The organism is Stakelama flava (assembly GCF_019351405.1).
Taxonomy (GTDB): domain Bacteria; phylum Pseudomonadota; class Alphaproteobacteria; order Sphingomonadales; family Sphingomonadaceae; genus Sphingomonas; species Sphingomonas flava_A.
On sequence record NZ_JAHWZX010000001.1, the window covers coordinates 160943 to 179531 of the forward strand.

The window sequence follows — 18589 nt, forward strand, 5'->3', positions numbered from 1 at the left end:
TGCCCGGCGCCATCCACCCTTTCCCTTACCCGCGGATATGCTAGCGCATGGACATGGCCGAACCTTCGCATCTTCTGCTGGTCGACGACGAACGATCGATCCGCGAACCGCTTGCCCAATATCTCACCAAACAGGGCTTCCGCGTTACCCAGGCGGGCGATGCGGCAAGCGCGCGCGATCGCCTGAACGCCTATGCCATCGATCTGGTCATCCTCGACATCATGATGCCGGGCGAGGACGGGCTGTCGCTATGTCGTCATATCCGCGCGACCAGCGAAGTGCCCGTCATCCTGCTGACCGCGAAGACGGAGGAGACCGACCGGATCGTCGGACTGGAAATCGGTGCCGACGATTATGTCACCAAACCCTTTTCCCCGCGTGAGCTTGCCGCGCGGATCAAGGTCGTGCTGCGTCGGCTCGATGCCGGGGGCACCCGTCAGAGCGCACCCGATTCGGGCGCTTTTTCGTTCGCAGGCTGGGTTTTGAAGACCGGCGAGCGTGCCCTGATCGATCGCGAAGGCGTGACGGTGGCGCTATCTACCGGCGAATATAATCTGCTCCACGCGCTCGTCACCCGGCCGCGACAGGTGCTCACTCGCGACCAGCTTCTCGACCTGACGCAAGGAAGGGAGGCGGCCGCCTTTGACCGGGCGATCGACAATCAGGTCAGCCGCCTGCGCAAGAAGATCGAACCCGACCCCAAAAACCCGACAATCATCAAGACCGTCTGGGGTGGCGGCTATACGCTATCGGCGGAAGTAACACGGTTGTGAGGCGGCAATTCCCCTGGCCCAAAAGCCTGCCGGGCCAGCTGATGCTGCTGGTGGCGGTGCTGTTGTTCGTGGCGCAGGCGATCAATTTCGCACTGCTGCTCAACGGGCGTCGGCAGCTTCGCTATGCCCAATATACCGTTCCCGCGGTCAACCGCGTGGTCGATTCGGTCGAAGCGCTGCGCGCGGGCGAACCGGTGTCCGATCATCGTGGAGCGCGCCGGACCAGCCTTTCGCCGACCGCCGTCATTCCCGCCGGCCACCACGATGCCCGCCGGGTTGAACGCGCGATGCGAAGCGCGCTTGATGATGCGGGCCTCAGCGTCGGCGCGATAGCCACGCAGATTCGCCACATATCTCCGCATGATCGGCACCTTCGCCATATGGAACCGCGTCGGGCCGAGCGCCTGCGTCAGGCGGCGACCGAACTTCGCATCGCAGTACAGGTGCCGGGCCGGGGCTGGCTGAACGTGCGCATGCCATGGCCGTCGGGCAACGGCTTTATTTTCTGGCAGATCCTACCCCAGACGCTGGTCATCTATCTGGTCATGCTTATCCCGATGTTCTGGCTCGGCCGCCGTATCGCGCGTCCGCTCAACCGCCTTGCCGGAGCAGCGCGCAGTTTCGATCCCGCCCGGCCCGCTCCGCCTGTCGAGGAGCGCGGTCCCGGCGATGTGCGCGCCGTGATCGGGGCGTATAATCAGCTTTCGACGCGAGTCACCGCGATGCTGGATGAAAAGGACCGGATGCTCGGCGCGATCGGGCATGATCTTCGCACCCCCCTTGCCGCGCTCAGGGTGCGCATCGAATCGGTTGAGGATGACAGCGACCGCGACCGCATGGCCGACATTATCGAAGAGATGAACCGCACGCTGGAGGACATCCTGTCGCTTGCCCGGCTCGGACGGCCCAGCGAACCGGTGGGCGAGGCGGATCTCGCCGCGCTGGTCGATGCGGTGGTCGAGGATTTTCGCGATCTGGGGGAAAATGTCGTTGCGCAGGAAGCGCCGCGCACGCGCATCCGCCTTCGCCCGACGCTGATGCGGCGCGCGATCCGCAACCTCATCGAAAATGCGGTGAAATACGGCAACGGCGCGCAGGTCCGGCTGGTCGACAACGGCGCTGAGGTACGGGTCGAGATTGCCGATACCGGCCCCGGTATTCCCGAAGATAAACTGGCCGATGTCTTCGATCCCTTCACCCGCCTCGAAAGTTCGCGCAACCGCGAAACCGGCGGCATCGGCCTTGGCCTTGCGCTCGCCCAGGCGATCGTTCGCGACGCGGGGGGCGACATCCTGCTCGCCAATCGCGACACCGGCGGGCTGATCGCGACGATCCGCCTTCCGCGCCGATGAAGAAACCCATCGCGGCTTCAGGTGTTGGATCGCAGGAATGATCAAGGTCGCCAGTTACAACATGCACAAGTCGGTGGGGCTCGATCGCCGCCGCGATCCCGAACGCACGTTGAACGTGCTGAAGGAGATCGACGCCGATATCATCGCGCTTCAGGAGGCGGATCGGCGCTTCGGTCGTCGCATGAGCGTCATCGCCCCGCACCTTCTCGACGAACATACCGATTGGAAACCGGTGCCGGTCACCATGCGACCGATGAGCATGGGCTGGCACGGCAACGTCCTTCTGGTGCGCAAGGACGCGCGGATAGAGGATTGCGAACCTATCCACCTTCCCGCGCTCGAACCGCGCGGCGCGGTAATGGCCGATATACGGGTGAAGGGCGCGCTGGTGCGCGTGGTGGGCATGCATCTCGACCTGTCCGGGCTTTGGCGGCGGCGTCAGGCGCATATGATCATGAGCCATGTCGATTCCTGCGCGCGCCGCCTGCCCACCGTCATGATGGGCGATCTGAACGAATGGACCCGCAAATCGGGATGTCTTCGCGATTTCGCGCGCGGTTTTGATTTTGCCGATTGCGGCCCCAGCTTCCATGCCCGCCGCCCTGTCGCGCGGCTCGACCGGATCATGGTCTCGCGCGATGCGAAAATCGCCGCCGCGGGGGTTCATGCCAGCGCCGCTGCCCGCACCGCGTCCGACCATCTGCCCATCTGGGCCGAAATTTCGCTATAATGAATTAACCTGGCGGGAATGACAGGCGGTTATGGCGATGCATGACAAGGAATTGCGGCTGGCGCTGGTCTGCTATGGCGGGATCAGCCTGGCCGTATACATGCACGGCATCACCAAGGAATTGTGGCGTCTCGTCTGCGCCAGCAAGGCGCGCCGCGACGGTATGGATGCGGGCGATACCAGCCAGCGAATCTACCACGAACTGCTCGATGAGGTGGCGGCCACGAGCGACCTCAATCTGCGCGTGATGATCGACATCGTTTCCGGCGCAAGCGCGGGCGGTATCAATGGGATTTTTTTGTCGCAAGCGATCGCGACCGGGCAGTCGCTCGATCCGCTGACCGATATGTGGCTGGAAAATGCCGATGTCGAAGCGCTTCTCGCGCCCGACGCAGCGCCCGATTCGAAACTGACCAAAATCTGGGCATTGCCCATCGCCTGGATGGCTGCGCGGCGCGAGCACGGCATAGAAGAGACGGTCGAACCCGCCACCCGCGACGAAGTACGCGCGAAGCTCGAACATTTCGTTCGCGCGCGCTGGTTCGAACCGCCCTTTGGCGGCACCCAGTTTCTGGGAATGTTGTTCGACGCGCTAGATGCGATGCGCGACGGACCGCAATCGGGCCGCCTGCTGCCCGACGGCCAGCCGCTCGACCTGTTCGTCACGGTCACCGACTTTGGCGGTCATCCCGAACGCCTGCGCCTCAATTCGCCGCCCGAAGTGATCGAAACCGAACATCGCCTCGTCTGCTCGTTTACCGATCGCGGCGCCACAGTCACCCCGCTCGGCCATCCGGCGGAACTTGCCTTTGCCGCGCGCGCAACCTCCAGCTTTCCGGGCGCTTTTCCGCCCTTCATGCTCTCCGAACTCGACGATGCGCTCGACGCGCGCGGGATGGACTGGCAGAGCCGCGACGCATTCCTGCAGCATGTCCTGCCGCGCCAATATGCCGCCAACGCGATCGATACGGTGGTGCTCATCGACGGCGCGGTGCTGGTCAATGCGCCCTTCGCCCCCGCGATGAAGGCGCTTCGCGAACGCCCGGCGCGCCGCCATGTCGATCGGCGCTTCGTCTTTATCGACCCGGTTCCCGATCACCGGTTCGGGATCAGCCGCGAACCGAAGCAAAAGCCGGGCTTTTTCCAGACGATCATCGGCGCATTGTCCGAACTTCCGCGGCAGCAGCCGATCAGCGACAATCTGGAGGAAATCGCCGAACGATCGGAAAAGATCGAACGGATGCTCGGTATTGTAGAGGCGATCCGCGAAGAGGTGGAAACCCAGGTCGTCTCGCTCTTCGGATATACGCTCTTTCTTGATTATCCCACGCCCAAACGGCTGGTCGCATGGCGTCGCCGCGCCCAGAACGCGGCGGTGGACAAGGCGGGATACACCCATGCCGCTTATGGCCAGTTAAAAATCGACGGCATGATCGATAAGCTTGCCGAATTGTTTTACACCGTCGCCGATCAGCAGGGACTGGACGAACGGCGGCGGATACGCTCCGCCATCGCCGGAACAATCGATCAGCGCGGCGCGCGCGATTTTTCCGCCAATCATTCCGGCGCGCCATCGCCCGCGACGCTGGAATTTCTGCGCAGCCACGATCTTGCCTTCCGCATCCGTCGGCTGCGGCTGTTGTCGCGGCGGATTACCGATCTCGATTCGGAGCATCTCGACGCGCAACTCCATCCGGTGCGCGACGCGGTGTACGAATCGCTTGCCGATTATCTCGAACTCGAACGATCGACCAACTTTTCCGACCTGAAGGGCGATATCCGCGCACTGCGAGGCGATGCCGGCCCCTTGCTCGACAAGCTGGCCGAACGGATGGACCTGACCGGGCTGGACGCCAAAACCGACGATCGCCTTTCGGCGGGGTTCAGCCAGTTGTCGAAGGAAATGCGGCGACCGGTATTGCTCGCCTATCTCGGCTTCGCCTTTTTCGACATCGCGACGCTGCCATTGCTGCAGGGAGAAGGGCTGGGCGAGTTCGACCCGATGCGCATCGACCGGATTTCGCCCGAAGATGCCGTCGCGATCCGCAAGGGCGGCGCGCAAGCGACGCTAAAGGGCATTCAGTTCAACACCTTCGGCGCTTTTTTCAGCCGGGTGTACCGGGAAAATGACTATCTTTGGGGGCGGTTGCACGGTGCCGACCGGCTGGTCGATATCGTCCTGTCCACCCTGCCCCCGGCCGGACGATTCAAGCCGGGCCGGGTCGATTCGATCAAGCGATCGCTATTTCACGCCATTCTTGATGAAGAGGAAGCAAGGCTGAGCAAGGTCGGCCCGCTGATCGAATCGCTCCGCGGGGAGATCGGCTGACCTTTCCATGCGCGCCGCGAACGCATAAGGTCCTACCGCCTGGGACAACGGAACGGGAGGACCACGCGGCGATGCAGTTTCTCAAAACGCTTTTCTGGGCGTTGCTGATCGGGCTTGGCGCGGCATTCGCCTATAATAACTGGGTGCCGGTCGACCTGCATCTGTGGGGCGGCCTGATTGCCGAAGTGAACCTGCCGCTGCTGCTTCTGGTCAGCTTCCTGATCGGCTTCGTGCCGATGCTGCTCGCTTATTACACGATGCGCTGGCGTCTGCGTCAGCGTATTAGCAATAGCGAACGGGCGCTTGCCGATCTACGCGCCGCGCATGCCGTCGTTCCGCCCCCCGCGCCCGATGTTGCGATCACGCCGGCGGCCCCCGCGCCGCTTGGCGAACCCGACCCCATTCCGGTTCGGGAAGACGGTCCGCTGTTCGAATCTCCCATGAAGAAAGATGATGTATGAGTTCGCCCGTATTCGTCGCGCTCGACACGCCGGACCTTGACCGGGCAAAGGCGATCGCCAGCCGGGTGAAGGCGCATGTCGGCGGGATCAAGCTGGGGCTTGAATTCTTCATGGCGAACGGCCGTCACGGCGTTCACGACATGGCGGCGATCGGCCTGCCCGTCTTTCTCGATCTGAAACTGCACGATATTCCCAACACCGTCGCCAAAGCGATCCAGGCGCTGGGCTCACTCGAACCCGCCATACTCACCGTGCATGCGGCGGGGGGCCGCGCAATGCTGGAAGATGCTAAGGCGGCGGCGCCGGCGGGGACAAAGGTCGTTGCAGTCACGATGCTTACCAGCCTTGATGGCGAAGACCTTCATTCGATCGGCCTGTCGCGCGATCCGCATGAACAGGTCATGCGCCTGACCGAGCTTGCGCGCGCGTCCGGCGTCGACGGGATCGTATGCTCCGGAGCAGAAGTGAAGGCCGCGCGCGCCGTTTGGAAGGACGGGTTTTTCGTGGTGCCCGGCGTTCGCCCCACCGATGGCCATCATGGCGATCAGAAACGAGTCGTCACGCCGCGTCAGGCGCTTGATTCGGGCGCGTCGATCCTGGTCATCGGCCGTCCGATCACGCAGGCGGCGAACCCTGACGAAGCGGCACGGGCAATCGAAGCGACGCTCTGACCCCGCGTCCCTCGATATCTTCCTCTGCCGCATACAAAAAGGGCCGCCCCGTAACGGAGCGGCCCTTCTTCCCTGTCGCGAAACGGTCAGACCCTGCGACCGGTGATCAGCTGCCAGATCACGACGATCACCGCCACGACGAGCAGGATGTGGATAAGGCCGCCCGCAACATGGAAAGCAAAAAAGCCAAGGAGCCACAGGATCAGCAGGATGATGGCGATCGTCCAGAGCATGTCGAAAAATTCCTTCCCCGTTTAAGCGCCGCACGACGCGGCGTCGGTACAGATGCGTAACAGCCCGGCCGGGATTGCGTTCCGCCACTGCGTCAACTTTTATCGTTTATTCCAGCGCGATGGCGCAAGCCCTCGCAGATTTACCCCGCCGCCGCACGTCGCTATAGCCACCGTCATGCCCCGCCCCACCGCCAAAATCTGCGGCCTTTCTACACCCGCCGCGATCGATGCCGCCGTTCGAGGCGGGGCGAGCCATGTCGGGTTCGTGTTTTTCCCCCCCAGCCCGCGCAATGTCGGTTTCGAACAGGTGCGTTCGATCGCCGGGCGAGTTCCCGCGCATATTCGCCGGGTGGGTGTTTTCGTCGATCCGTCGGACGATCTGATCGATGGCGCGATCGCATCCGCCGCGCTCGACGTGCTTCAGCTTCACAAGACCACGCCCGACCGGATCGCCGCGATCCGCGCCCGGACCCGGCGCGAAACCTGGGGCGCGCTGGCAGTTAAAACCCGCGCCGATCTGGATAAGGCATCGGCGCTGGCGGGCGCTGCCGACCGCATCCTGTACGATGCCAAAACGCCGGACAGCGCGGCGCTTCCCGGCGGCATGGGGGTGCGGTTCGACTGGGCATTGCTCGATGGATTTCGTCATCCCGCCCCCTGGGCGCTGTCGGGCGGGCTCGACGCTGCAAATATCGGCGAAGCGCTCACGCGCACCGGCGCACAGCTGGTCGATGTCTCTTCGGGCGTCGAAACCGCCCCCGGCGTCAAGAGCGAGACTCGCATCCTCGCCTTCCTTCGCGCGGCGGCCGGGACCTGAAGGGGATTGGCTCGCTCGCCAAGCCTGCTAAATGCCGCTTGCATATGACCACGCCCAATTCCTATCGCGCCCAGCCCGACGAGCGGGGCCATTTCGGCGATTATGGCGGCCGCTACGTCGCCGAAACGCTGATGCCGCTTATCCTCGATCTGGAAACCGCCTATCGCGCGGCGCGGGCCGACCCGTCATTCGCGGCGCAGTTCGACGATCTGCTCGAACATTATGTCGGCCGCCCCAGCCCGCTCTATCATGCCGAACGGCTGACTGAAGAGCTTCGCAAGGACGCCAATCCGGGCAAGGGCGCGCAGATATGGTTCAAGCGTGACGAGCTGAACCATACCGGTGCGCACAAGATCAACAATTGCATCGGCCAGATTCTGCTTGCGATGCGCATGGGCAAGACGCGGATCATCGCCGAAACCGGCGCGGGTCAGCATGGCGTCGCCACCGCGACCGTATGCGCGCGCTTCGGCCTTCCCTGCGTCATTTATATGGGCGCCAAGGATGCCGAGCGGCAGCAGCCCAATGTGTTCCGCATGAAACTGCTCGGCGCTGAGGTCCGCGCGGTGGAAAGCGGCGCGCGCACGCTGAAGGATGCGATGAACGAAGCACTGCGCGACTGGGTCGCCAATGTCGACGACACCTTCTACATCATTGGCACCGCCGCCGGCCCGCACCCCTATCCTGAACTTGTCCGCGACTTCCAAAGCGTCATCGGCCGCGAAGCGCGCGAACAGATGCAAAAACGCACCGGCCGCCTGCCCGACCTGCTGGTCGCCGCGATCGGCGGCGGATCGAACGCCATCGGCCTGTTCCATCCCTTCCTCGACGACCAGGATGTTCGCATGCTGGGCGTCGAGGCGGCGGGCGAAGGGCTGGACAGGAAACACGCAGCAAGCCTTGCCGGCGGGTTTCCCGGCGTGCTTCATGGCAACAAGACCTATCTGCTGCAGGACGAGGACGGCCAGATCGCCGAAGCGCATTCGATTTCGGCCGGGCTCGACTATCCGGGAATCGGTCCCGAACATGCCTGGCTGAAGGATCAGGGTCGCGTCGATTATGTCGCGGTCAGCGACCGTGAAGCGCTCGACGCGTTCCAGCTTCTGTGCCGGACCGAAGGGATCATCCCCGCACTGGAACCTTCACACGCAATCGCGGCAGTTGCGGCCAAGGCACGGGAAATGAATGAGGATCGTATCATCCTCGCCAATCTGTGCGGCCGCGGGGACAAGGACATCTTCACCGTGGCCGATGCGCTGGGAGTAACGATATGACCCGTCTGCAATATATCATCGTATCGTTCATGGTCTGGGCGCTTGGCATCGAACTGGTCGGAATCCTGTTGTGGAATATCGGCGATGCCGGGATATTCAGCCTGTCGCTGGTCACCATTCCCGCACTGGTGCTGGTACTGATCTTTTTCTTCGCGATCGGCGCGTCGGCGGTCATCACCCGCCGCGCGGTGCGCCGGCGAAGCGCGCGGGGGGACTTCGCTTGAAATCCGCCGCATCCGCCACCGACCGCGATACACAAGTACCGCCACGCGATCGACTCGCCGCTGCCTTCGCCTGTGCCCGTGACGAAGGGCGCGCCGCGCTCGTCACGTTCGTAACCGCGGGCCATGGCGACACCGATGCCAATCTCGACGCACTGGTCGCGGGCGGCGCGGATATCGTCGAATTGGGCATGCCGTTCACCGATCCGATGGCGGACGGCCCCGCGATCCAGGCTGCGAACCTGCGAAGCCTTGCCGCGCACACGACCACCGCCGACATCCTCGCCGTCGCGCGGGGCTTTCGAATGCGTCATCCCGCCGTTCCGCTGATCCTGATGGGCTATGCCAACCCAATGCTGCGCCGGGGGAGCGACTGGTTCGCGAATGCGGCGCGCGAAGCCGGGGCAGACGGCGTCATCTGCGTCGATATTCCGCCCGAGGAGGATTCAGCGCTTGGCCCCGCATTGCGCGATGCCGGGCTGCACCTGGTCCGCCTCGCCACCCCGACGACCGACGCGCGGCGGCTTCCCACCGTGGTGGATGGCGCCAGCGGCTTCCTTTATTATGTTTCGGTCGCCGGAATTACCGGGCTGCAACAGGCGGCGCAGGACAGTATCGAAAGCGCGATTGCCCGGTTGAAAGGCGCGACCGATCTTCCGATCGCGGTCGGATTCGGCGTCCGCACACCCGAACAGGCGGCAGCGATCGGCCGCGTTTCCGACGGGGTGGTCGTCGGATCGGCGATCGTCGAACTGGTCGCAAAGCATGGCGGCGATGCATCGGGCGCGATCACCGAATATATATCGACGCTGGCCACGGCCCTGCGCGGCGCAAGATAAGGATTATTCCATGACCTGGCTCAACCGCGTGCGCAACGCGATCCCCTTCATCACCAAGCGTGAGACGCCCGATCATCTTTGGCACAAATGCAAGAATTGCGGTCAGATGATCTTCACCAAGGAGTATGAGGAAAATCTGCACGTCTGCCCTAATTGCGGCCATCATGGCCGCATCGCACCGGCGCAGCGGTTCGACCAGCTTTTCGATGATTCCCGCTACACCGTCCTTGCCGCCCCGCGCGTTGCCGACGACCCCCTGAAATTCCGCGATTCGAAACGGTACACCGACCGGCTGAAAACGGCGCGCACCGATACCGGCGATCCCGACGCATTTCTGAACGCCACGGGGAAGCTGGGCGGTCGCAAGGTCGTGATCGGGGTTCAGAACTTCGCCTTTATGGGCGGTTCGATGGGTCAGGCCGTGGGCGAAGCGTTTATTCAGGGCGTGGAAAAGGCGATTGCCGAGGCCAGCCCCTATATCGTCTTCACCGCATCGGGCGGCGCACGCATGCAGGAAGGCATCCTGTCGCTGATGCAGATGCCGCGCACCACCGTCGCGATCCAGATGCTGCACGATGCGGGCCTGCCCTATATCGTCGTTCTCACCGATCCCACTTCGGGCGGGGTGATGGCTGCCTATGCCATGCTCGGCGATGTGCAGATCGCCGAACCCGGCGCCACGCTTGCCTTTACCGGCCGCAGGGTGATCGAGAACACGATCCGCGAAAAGCTGCCCGACGATTTTCAGACGAGCGAATATTATCGCGATCACGGCCTGGTCGACATGGTTACGCATCGCCATGAACTGCGCGAAAGGCTGACGAAGCTCGTTGACTATCTTACGCCCGACAGGAAGGCGGCATAGCGCACCTGCGGGAAACACGGCATCATGGATTACGCAGTCTCCGCCGACCCGGCGGTTCAGCGGCAGCTTGACCGGCTCGCCGCGCTTGGCCCCGGCGCGGATGTGCTTGGCCTTGATCGCATTGCCCGCCTGCTCGACCGGCTGGGCAATCCGCAGGATTCCTTACCCCCCGTGTTCCATGTCGCGGGCACCAATGGAAAGGGGTCGACCTGCGCCTTTCTACGCGCCGCGCTGGAGGCGGACGGCAAGCGGGTGCATGTGTTCACCAGCCCTCATCTGGTGCGGTTCAACGAACGTATACGCCTTGGCGGCACGCTGATCGCCGACGCCATGCTCGCCGATCTGCTGGCCGAGGTGATGGATCGTGGCGGCGAAGTCGGCGCCAGTTTTTTCGAAGTGACCACCGCCGCCGCGCTCCTCGCCTTTTCGCGCGAACCTGTCGATGCCTGCGTGATCGAGGTCGGGCTGGGCGGACGGCTCGACGCCACCAACGTTATTCGATCTCCGGCTGCTTGCGGCATCGCGCAACTGGGGATCGACCATCAGGCATTTCTCGGCAATACGCTTGCCGAAATCGCGGCCGAAAAGGCGGGGATCGCGCGCGAAGGGCGGCCGCTCGTTACCCTGTCCTATCGCGACGACGCCGCCGATGCAGTCGAACGAACCGCGCTTGCGCGCGGGGCGGCGCTGCGCATGGCGGAGCGCGATTGGCGGTTCGAGCATGGGGAAGCCGGTGTTCGCATCACCGATGCGCGCGGGTCGATCACCGTCCCCCGCCCCCTGCTGGCGGGCGCGCACCAATCGACCAATCTTGCGCTTGCGGTCGCAATGCTGCGCGCACAGGACCGGGTGACGGTCAGCGACAAGGCGCTGATGGCAGCCGGAATCGCCGCGCACTGGCCCGCGCGAATGCAACGGCTGGGGCCCGGCCCGCTCACCGACCTGCTGCCCGCACCGGCGGAACTGTGGCTCGACGGCGGGCATAACGAAGCGGCCGGCGAAGCCGTAAGCGCCGCGTTGCGCGAACGCGCCGCCGGTCGGCCCGTCGATCTTGTCTGCGGAATGCTGGCGAACAAGGACATGGCGGGTCTGCTCGCTCCCTTTGCCGGTTTTGCCCGCTCGCTGGTGGCGGTGCCGGTGCCGGGACATGATCATCACGCCCCCGATTCGATGGCGCGGGTGGCGCGCGAACTGGGGATTCGCAACTGTTCCGGCGCGTTCGACCCTGCGGAAGCGCTATCGCTGCTGGGCCGACGCGATACCCGGCCATCGGTCGTTCTGATCCTCGGCTCGCTCTATCTCGCCGGCCAAGTGCTTGCGCTGAACGGAGAAAACCCCGCCTGATTAGTTGCTATTGACTTGCAATAACCGAAGTAGGAGGCTGTGCGCATGACGATTCAGCCTTCCCCTTCGCCGATGAAGCGCGCCGTACAGGCGCTGCCCCATGTTCAGCCGGACCATGCGCCCGCACGGCTTTTGCTGTTCGCGATGCGAAGAATGGGCGCGAATGGCCTCCACGACGCGGTGGCCGCGCATGCGCTGTTCACCACCTTCGGCCCCGGCTTCCGCCGCCCGCTCACCCTGCTTCGCACGCTGATGGCCGAAATATCGTCAAGCTCGACCGGGTCGATCCGGATCGCGCCGCCCTGCTGCTGCCGGATGACGGCGGACGAATCGGCGATGGTCGAATGCGTCGCGCGCATCACCACCCGCCCCGATCGCTCGGCACTGATCGCCGCCGACCTGGTCGGCCGCCGCGATCCCGGCGGCATACTCATCGCCGCCGCCGCCCTCGCCACCGCCTTCGAAGACCTCGGCGCACCGCTTTATCGTGATTGACGCGAAGCGGCGTCAGGCGGTCATGGTCTCGTCGCCGCGCGCGTCGCCCTCGCCCTGCGTACCCGCCGTACCGATCGAACGGTCCACCAGTCCGCTGTACATCATCCATCCATAGATCAGGATGCCCGGCACCGCCGCCAGCGTGGTCAGCAGATAGAAGTTCACATATCCCATCGCCTCGATCAGCGCGCCTGCGGTGGTGCCGGTAATGATTCGCCCGACCACCGATGCAGCTGCGGAGATAAGCGCATATTGGAAGGCGGTGAATCGCAGGTCGCACAGTGCCGAGAAATACGCGACCACGACGACACCGCCGAAACCGCTGGCGAAGTTTTCAAACCCGATCGCGCCCGCCATGCCCATATTGCTGTGTCCAGCGGCGGCAAGCGCGGCGAAACTGACATTCGAAATCGCCATCAGGATCAGCGAAAACATCACCGATCGCTTCATCCCCATTCGGGCATACAGGATGCCGCCGACGAAAATGCCGACCAGATAGGCCCAGAACCCGATGCCGACGTCGAAAAACGCGATCTCGTCGTTCGAAAATCCCAGATCGTCGAACAACAAGCGAAAGGTCAGGTTGGCCAGCGTGTCCCCGATCTTGTGGACCAGAATGAACAGCAGCACGATAAACGCGCCCTCGCGCCTGAAGAAATTCGCGACCGGGTCCCACACCGTGCCGACCATCGCAGCGACACCTTTGCGCTCGATGGGATCGCGGCGTCGTTGCGGCTCTCCCACCACCAGCCCGGTCAGCATCGCGGGCAGCGCGAGTGCTGCGCACACGATATAGGCCGCTTCCCAGCCCCAGCGCGCCGCCACGACCAATGCGATCGCGCCCGCGCCCGCCGATCCGATCCGCCAGCCATATTGCGACATGCCCGATCCGACGCCCAACTGGCGCGGTTCCAGTATTTCGATGCGATAGGCATCGATGACAATATCGAATGTCGCGCTGGCCAAGGCGACCAGAATGGCGGCGATCGCGGTGGCGTAGATATCCTGTGTCGGCTGTTGCAGTGCCAGGTTGACGACCGCCACGATCACCAGCGCGCCGGTGAGGATCAGCCAGGATACCCGCTGACCCAGACGCCCCAGCAGCGGGATATGGATGGCATCGACCACCCATGCCCATGCCCATTTGAACGCATAGACAAGAAAGGCCAGGCTGAACGCGGTGACGGTGGATTTCTCGATATTCGCCTGGGCAAGCCGCGTGGTCAGCGTCGCCGCGATCATCGCAAAGGGAAATCCCGACGATATGCCGAGCGCAAGCGCCGCGAGCGGAGCCTTTTCCAGATAGGGCCGGACCGCATCGGTCCAGTTGCCACGCTCGCTCGTCATGTCATTCATTACGCCAGTACGCTCCCCGATCCGGTTGGCCGCGCGAGACTAACGATATCGCGCACGAAAAACAGGGCGGATTTCGCAGCGCGCGGCGCGTCAGGCGGCGGAGCGGAACAGGCTGAAATTATCGGGCAGCTTCTTGGGCCGGTGCCCACCCTTCACCGCGTCGATCGCATCGATCGCGGCGAGCAGGTCGCGCTGGCTATATGGCTTGGCCAGGCATCCGGCCGCGACGTCGCGCGCATCGGTGGGGCAGTCGCCGGTTACGAACAGCGCCGATATGCCGTGCCCGTGCGCGGCGCGCGCGACATCGGTGCCGCTGCCGTCCGCCAGACGGACATCGACCAGCACAAGGTCGATTTCCGCGCCCTGTTCGATCAGCGCGATGGCATCCGCAACCGAATCGACGGTGGCGACGATCTGAAACCCTTCGTCGCCCAGGAAATGTTCGGTGTCGAACGCGACCAGCGGTTCATCCTCCACGATCAGAACATTATTGATCCGCCGTTTTTTCTTCCCGAACAGCATCAGCCCCGCCCAACTCCACGCTACGCCGCCGCGCGATAGCGCGGAGTACCCATCAGTAACATATCAGCGCCACGTTCGTTTCGCGCGGCAAAGTTTTTGCACCGCCGCGCGAAACCTATATCAGGGCACCTGTGTCCAGTTCCTTAAATCCGCCCGCCGAAGATACCCTTAAAGGTGCTCAGCGCATCGCCAAGCTGCTCGCCCGCGCCGGAGTCGCCTCTCGCCGGGAAATCGAACGCATGATTGCCGATGGCCGGATCGCGATCGACGGAAAGCTGCTCGATACCCCCGCCACATTGGTAAAGTCGCTGAACGGCGTCACCGTCGACGGGCGGCCGGTAAAGGCGCCCGCGCCTGCTCGCCTCTTCATCTATCACAAGCCGGCAGGGTTGCTGGTGACCGAGCGCGATCCGAAGGGGCGGCCAACCATCTATGACAAGCTACCCAAGGATTTGCCCCGCCTGATGCCCGTCGGTCGGCTCGACCTCAATACCGAGGGGCTGTTGCTGCTCACCACCGATGGCGGGCTGAAACGTCAGCTTGAATTACCCTCGACCGGGGTCGAACGCGTCTATCGCGCCCGCGCCTATGGCGAAGTCAGCCAGGTGCAGCTTGAGGATCTGATCGAGGGGGTGGAGATCGACGGGGTCCGCTATGGTCAGATCGACGCCAATCTGGAACGGCGGACAGGGGCCAATGTCTGGATCGAACTTCGCCTTGCCGAAGGCAAGAACCGGGAGGTTCGCCGCGTCCTCGAACATCTGGGGCTTAAGGTCAGCCGCCTGATTCGCCTCGCCTATGGCCCCTTCGTTCTCGGCGAGCTTCCACCGGGGGAGATCGGCGAGATACGCCAGCACGATCTGGTCACCTTCCGCAAATCGCTGTCGGGCGGCAGACGCGAAGGCGAGCGGCCGGTCGCCGGGCAGGCACCGCGAACCAGACGCCCTGCCCGCGATGGAGAAGCGACCGAAAAGCGGGGCGCAAAACCACCCCGCCCCCGGTCGAAATCGCAACGCCCGCGCAGCACCGACGCCATACCCGATGCGAAATCGCCGGCAGGGAAAAAGAAGCCCGCCACCGGCAACCGGACCGCGAAAAACAACGCGCCCGCTCGTGAAAAACCTGCGGCGCGCATGGACGCCCCTGCAAAGCCGCGCGCGCGGCCCCGAAAGCCCGGCGGAGGCCGCCCGAAGTGAGGATCATCGCCGGCCAATGGCGCGGCCGCCCGCTCACCACGCCGCGCGGCGACACCACCCGCCCGACCGCGGACCGCACGCGCGAAGCGCTGTTTTCGATGCTCGCCAGCCGCGTCGGCGATTTTGACGGCCTGCGCGTCGCGGATCTGTTCGCCGGATCGGGCGCGATGGGGCTGGAGGCTCTGTCGCGCGGCGCGGCCACCTGCCTGTTCGTCGAACAGGAACGCGGCGCGATCGAAGCGGTGCGCGAAAACGTTCTTCGCCTCGGCGCGCACGGCGCGGACATCCGCGCCCAATCGGTCATGGCGCTCGGCCCGGCGACACAGCCGCTCGACATCATCCTCATGGACCCGCCCTATGGCACGGGTGCGGGCAGCGTCGCGCTCGACCGGCTGAATCGCCTTGGCTGGATCGCCGACCATAGCTGGATCAGCATCGAAACCGGGCGTGACGAAGACGTTTCCGTCGCCGGTTTCGCGATCGAGACCCGGCGCAACCATGGCAAGGCGGCATTGACCCTGCTGCGCCGCGAAGCCGCCTGAGCCGCTTCGACGCATACGACAGGCAGCACCAGTGCGCGGAGCCGATGCGGCCTGTATGCTTGCCGAATGCGAATCGCGATTTTCGGTACAAAGGCGTATGACCGCCGCTTCCTGACAAAGGCCAACGTAGCGCACGGCCACGATCTCGTGTTCTTCGAACCCCGGCTCGACGAAGCGACGGCGGTGCTCGCTGACGGTTTTCCTGCCGTTTGCGTCTTCGTTAACGACTTGCTGAACGCGGACGTGCTCGAACGGCTGGCAGCGGGAGGAACCCGGCTGGTTGCGCTTCGCTGCGCCGGGACCAACAATGTCGATCTGTCGGCTGCGCTAAGGCTGGGGATCACGGTGGTGCGCGTGCCCGCCTATTCGCCGCATGCGGTCGCAGAATTCACCGTCGCGCTGATGCTCGCGCTCGATCGCAACATCGCGCGCGCATGGACGCGCGTACGAGAGAATAATTTCGCGCTCGACGGGCTGATCGGGCGCAATCTGCACGAACGCACGGTCGGCGTGATCGGCACCGGCCGGATCGGCGCGCTGGTGGCGCGAAGCCTGCGGCTCGGCTTCGGGTGCGAGGTGCTGGCGAGCGATGTCGCGCGCGATCCCGATCTGGAAGCGGCGGGGGTTTGCTATGTCGATCCGGCGACGCTGCTCGGCAATGTCGATATCGTCACGCTGCACTGCCCGCTGACGCCCGAAACGCATCACATCGTCGATGCCGCGGCGATTCAATCGGCACGGCCGGGCATGATGATCGTCAACACCAGTCGAGGCGGCCTGATCGACACCGCAGCGATGATCGACGGGCTGAAATCGCGAAAGCTGGGCGGCGTGGCGCTGGACGTATATGAACAGGAAGCGGACCTGTTTTTCGAGGATCTGTCGAGCGAGATCGTTCAAGACGATCTGTTCCAGCGGCTGCTTACCTTTCCCAATGTACTCGTCACCGGGCATCAGGCCTTTCTGACCGAAGAAGCGTTAACCGCCATCGCGGAAACGACACTGGCCAGCATATCGGATGCAGAGGCCGGACGCACGCTGCACAACCGCGTCACGCCCGAACAGGTACGGCCGCACGACTGACCCGCCGCCTATTCGCGCCCGCGCGGCGCGACCGCCAGTCCGATCAGGCTGAGCACGCCCGCCGCGACCAGATACAGGCCCACCGCGTTCAGCCCGCCCCGGCTGGCGAGCGCCTGTGCCGCGATGGGGGCCAGCGCGCCGCCGATGATCCCGCCGACATTGAACCCCACGGACGTGCCGGTATAGCGAACCTCCGCCGGGAATAGCGAAGGCAGCCATCCGCCAAGCGGGCCATAGGCGAACCCCATCAGCGTCAGGGTGAGCGCAAGCCATGCGAACACGCCCCATGCGCTTCCCGATCCCAGCAACGGTCCCATCGCCAGCCCCGATGCGATCGTGCCGATAAAGCCTGTCGCCAGCATGAAGCGCGCGTGAAACCGGTCGGCCCCGCTGCACGCGACGATCACGCCGAACGCCAGAAACAGGATCGCCCCGATCTGCAGCCCCAGAAACTGTTCGCGGCCATAGCCCAGCGTGGTGGTGCCGTAGCCGAGCGCGAATGCTGTCGCGAGGTAGAACATCGCGAAGCACGCGATCACCGCCGCCGTCGCGGTCAGCGTCGCCCGGCCGTGCCGCGACAGCAGCGTGGCGATCGGCACCTTGGGCAGTTCGCCTGCCTTCGCTGCCTCGGTAAAGGCAGGCGTTTCGACCAGCTTCAGCCGCACCCACAGGCCAAGGCCGACCAGAATCGCGCTTGCCAGAAACGGCAATCGCCATCCCCAGGCGGCGAATTGTTCATCCGACAGGAACGCGCCGAGGATCAGGAAAAACCCGTTCGCCAGGATGAATCCCACCGGCGCGCCCATCGGCGGGAACATGCCGTAGCGGTTCTCCCATCCCGCAGGCGCATTCTCCACCGCGAGCAGGCTGGCCCCACCCCATTCGCCGCCCAGCCCCAGCCCTTGGCCGAAGCGAAGCAGGCACAGCAGCAGTGGCGCGACCCATCCCGCCACGGCATAGGTGGGCAGGAACGCGATCGCCGCAGTCGATCCGCCCATCAGCATCAACGATGCGACCAATGTGGATTTGCGCCCCACCCGGTCGCCGAAATGGCCGAACACCACCCCGCCCAACGGCCGGGCGAGAAAGGCGAGGCCGAAGCTCGCATAGCTCAGCATCAACTGCGCCGACGCCGAACTCGCCGGAAAGAATAATGGCCCGAACACCAGCGCGGCGGCAGTGGCATAGACATAGAAATCATAGAATTCGACCGCCGTGCCGGTCAGGCTGGCGAACAGGATGCGCGGCGTTCCGGGCTTGTGCAGCACGTCAGTCATCGATGCACACCGTATGCGTGATCGCCGTCACCTTGCCGTCGGGATCGCGCTCGACATTGTGCGCCGCTTCGCATTTCGGCTTGTCGCCCAGAAGCCCGTGGGTGCGAAGATAGGTCCAGCCGAATAGCACCAGCGCCGCGATCACCAGCCCAATCACCAGCCGCCGCCGGAACCTGCCGCTATTTTCCATCCGAACCCTCCTGTCTCGC

At 64.3% G+C, this 18589-nt stretch carries 20 protein-coding genes and 1 pseudogene; 16 read left to right on the plus strand and 5 right to left on the minus strand.

The features are described 5' to 3' along the window. Positions 1–53 precede the first annotated feature (53 nt). The 6 genes from KY084_RS00730 to pyrF all read left to right on the plus strand — a co-directional run bounded on the left by KY084_RS00730 (position 54) and on the right by pyrF (position 6316). Positions 54–773 carry a response regulator gene (locus tag KY084_RS00730; RefSeq protein ID WP_219236520.1) on the plus strand — a complete coding sequence of 240 codons (720 nt, stop codon included), beginning with the start codon at positions 54–56 and terminating at the stop codon, positions 771–773. Next, complete coding sequence (locus tag KY084_RS00735) at positions 770–2125, plus strand: sensor histidine kinase (RefSeq protein ID WP_343227920.1); 1356 nt, start codon at positions 770–772, stop codon at positions 2123–2125. The genes KY084_RS00730 and KY084_RS00735 overlap by 4 nt, the downstream gene beginning before the upstream one ends. Before the next feature lie 37 nt (positions 2126–2162). Then, positions 2163–2855, plus strand: a complete 693-nt coding sequence (locus KY084_RS00740; RefSeq protein ID WP_219236521.1) for an endonuclease/exonuclease/phosphatase family protein — start codon at positions 2163–2165, stop codon at positions 2853–2855. Positions 2856–2892: 37 nt separating this feature from the next. Beyond that, complete coding sequence (locus tag KY084_RS00745) at positions 2893–5184, plus strand: patatin-like protein (RefSeq protein ID WP_219236758.1); 2292 nt, start codon at positions 2893–2895, stop codon at positions 5182–5184. A gap of 71 nt (positions 5185–5255) precedes the next feature. Continuing rightward, positions 5256–5645 carry a LapA family protein gene (locus KY084_RS00750; RefSeq protein ID WP_219236522.1) on the plus strand — a complete coding sequence of 130 codons (390 nt, stop codon included), beginning with the start codon at positions 5256–5258 and terminating at the stop codon, positions 5643–5645. Further along, on the plus strand, positions 5642–6316 hold the full coding sequence (gene pyrF / locus KY084_RS00755) for an orotidine-5'-phosphate decarboxylase (protein ID WP_219236523.1): 675 nt from the start codon (positions 5642–5644) through the stop codon (positions 6314–6316). The genes KY084_RS00750 and pyrF overlap by 4 nt, the downstream gene beginning before the upstream one ends. Positions 6317–6402: 86 nt before the next feature. Here pyrF and KY084_RS00760 read toward each other — a convergent pair whose 3' ends face one another. Then, entirely contained in the window at positions 6403–6549 is a 147-nt protein-coding gene (locus tag KY084_RS00760; protein ID WP_219236524.1) for a lmo0937 family membrane protein, read from the minus strand. A gap of 175 nt (positions 6550–6724) precedes the next feature. Between KY084_RS00760 and KY084_RS00765 the strand changes: the two genes are divergently transcribed. From KY084_RS00765 to KY084_RS00795, 7 genes are read left to right on the plus strand one after another with little or no spacing between them, the layout of a single operon-like run. Further along, on the plus strand, positions 6725–7366 hold the full coding sequence (locus KY084_RS00765; RefSeq protein WP_219236525.1) for a phosphoribosylanthranilate isomerase: 642 nt from the start codon (positions 6725–6727) through the stop codon (positions 7364–7366). 44 nt (positions 7367–7410) lie between these two features. Then, positions 7411–8640 carry a tryptophan synthase subunit beta gene (gene trpB, locus KY084_RS00770; RefSeq protein WP_219236526.1) on the plus strand — a complete coding sequence of 410 codons (1230 nt, stop codon included), beginning with the start codon at positions 7411–7413 and terminating at the stop codon, positions 8638–8640. Then, positions 8637–8864: a hypothetical protein gene (locus KY084_RS00775; RefSeq protein ID WP_219236527.1), complete on the plus strand. Its 228-nt coding sequence runs from the start codon at positions 8637–8639 to the stop codon at positions 8862–8864. The genes trpB and KY084_RS00775 overlap by 4 nt, the downstream gene beginning before the upstream one ends. After that, the gene (gene trpA, locus KY084_RS00780; RefSeq protein WP_219236528.1) at positions 8861–9700 is read left to right on the plus strand and encodes a tryptophan synthase subunit alpha; all 840 of its coding nucleotides are present in this window, start codon (positions 8861–8863) and stop codon (positions 9698–9700) included. Before KY084_RS00775 ends, trpA begins: the two co-directional genes overlap by 4 nt. A 10-nt stretch (positions 9701–9710) precedes the next feature. Continuing rightward, positions 9711–10565, plus strand: a complete 855-nt coding sequence (accD, locus tag KY084_RS00785) for an acetyl-CoA carboxylase, carboxyltransferase subunit beta (protein ID WP_219236529.1) — start codon at positions 9711–9713, stop codon at positions 10563–10565. Positions 10566–10589: 24 nt separating this feature from the next. Next, positions 10590–11909, plus strand: a complete 1320-nt coding sequence (locus KY084_RS00790) for a bifunctional folylpolyglutamate synthase/dihydrofolate synthase (RefSeq protein ID WP_246586752.1) — start codon at positions 10590–10592, stop codon at positions 11907–11909. Positions 11910–11954: 45 nt separating this feature from the next. Then, complete coding sequence (locus KY084_RS00795) at positions 11955–12404, plus strand: DUF6628 family protein (protein ID WP_246586753.1); 450 nt, start codon at positions 11955–11957, stop codon at positions 12402–12404. Positions 12405–12416: 12 nt separating this feature from the next. On the opposite strand, the gene KY084_RS00800 is transcribed toward KY084_RS00795, so the two are convergent. Continuing rightward, positions 12417–13760, minus strand: a complete 1344-nt coding sequence (locus KY084_RS00800) for an AmpG family muropeptide MFS transporter (protein WP_219236530.1) — start codon at positions 13758–13760, stop codon at positions 12417–12419. A gap of 90 nt (positions 13761–13850) precedes the next feature. Then, on the minus strand, positions 13851–14282 hold the full coding sequence (locus KY084_RS00805) for a response regulator (RefSeq protein ID WP_219236531.1): 432 nt from the start codon (positions 14280–14282) through the stop codon (positions 13851–13853). A 119-nt stretch (positions 14283–14401) separates the two neighbouring features. On the opposite strand from KY084_RS00805, the pseudogene KY084_RS00810 reads away from it, so the two are divergent. The 3 genes and pseudogenes from KY084_RS00810 to KY084_RS00820 form a co-directional block, all read left to right on the plus strand. Beyond that, positions 14402–15178 (plus strand): annotated as a pseudogene (locus tag KY084_RS00810) (pseudouridine synthase); the annotation flags it as partial. 296 nt (positions 15179–15474) lie between these two features. Continuing rightward, positions 15475–16020 (plus strand): 16S rRNA (guanine(966)-N(2))-methyltransferase RsmD, encoded by a 546-nt coding sequence (gene rsmD / locus KY084_RS00815; RefSeq protein ID WP_219236532.1) that lies wholly within the window; start codon positions 15475–15477, stop codon positions 16018–16020. A 66-nt stretch (positions 16021–16086) separates the two neighbouring features. After that, positions 16087–17103, plus strand: a complete 1017-nt coding sequence (locus KY084_RS00820) for a 2-hydroxyacid dehydrogenase (protein ID WP_219236533.1) — start codon at positions 16087–16089, stop codon at positions 17101–17103. Between the two features lie 8 nt (positions 17104–17111). Here the strand turns inward: KY084_RS00820 and KY084_RS00825 are convergent, their stop codons facing one another. After that, the gene (locus tag KY084_RS00825) at positions 17112–18380 is read right to left on the minus strand and encodes an MFS transporter (RefSeq protein WP_219236534.1); all 1269 of its coding nucleotides are present in this window, start codon (positions 18378–18380) and stop codon (positions 17112–17114) included. Beyond that, positions 18373–18570, minus strand: coding sequence for a hypothetical protein (locus KY084_RS00830; protein WP_219236535.1), 198 nt, complete (start codon positions 18568–18570; stop codon positions 18373–18375). Before KY084_RS00830 ends, KY084_RS00825 begins: the two co-directional genes overlap by 8 nt. Between the last annotated feature and the right edge of the window lie 19 nt (positions 18571–18589).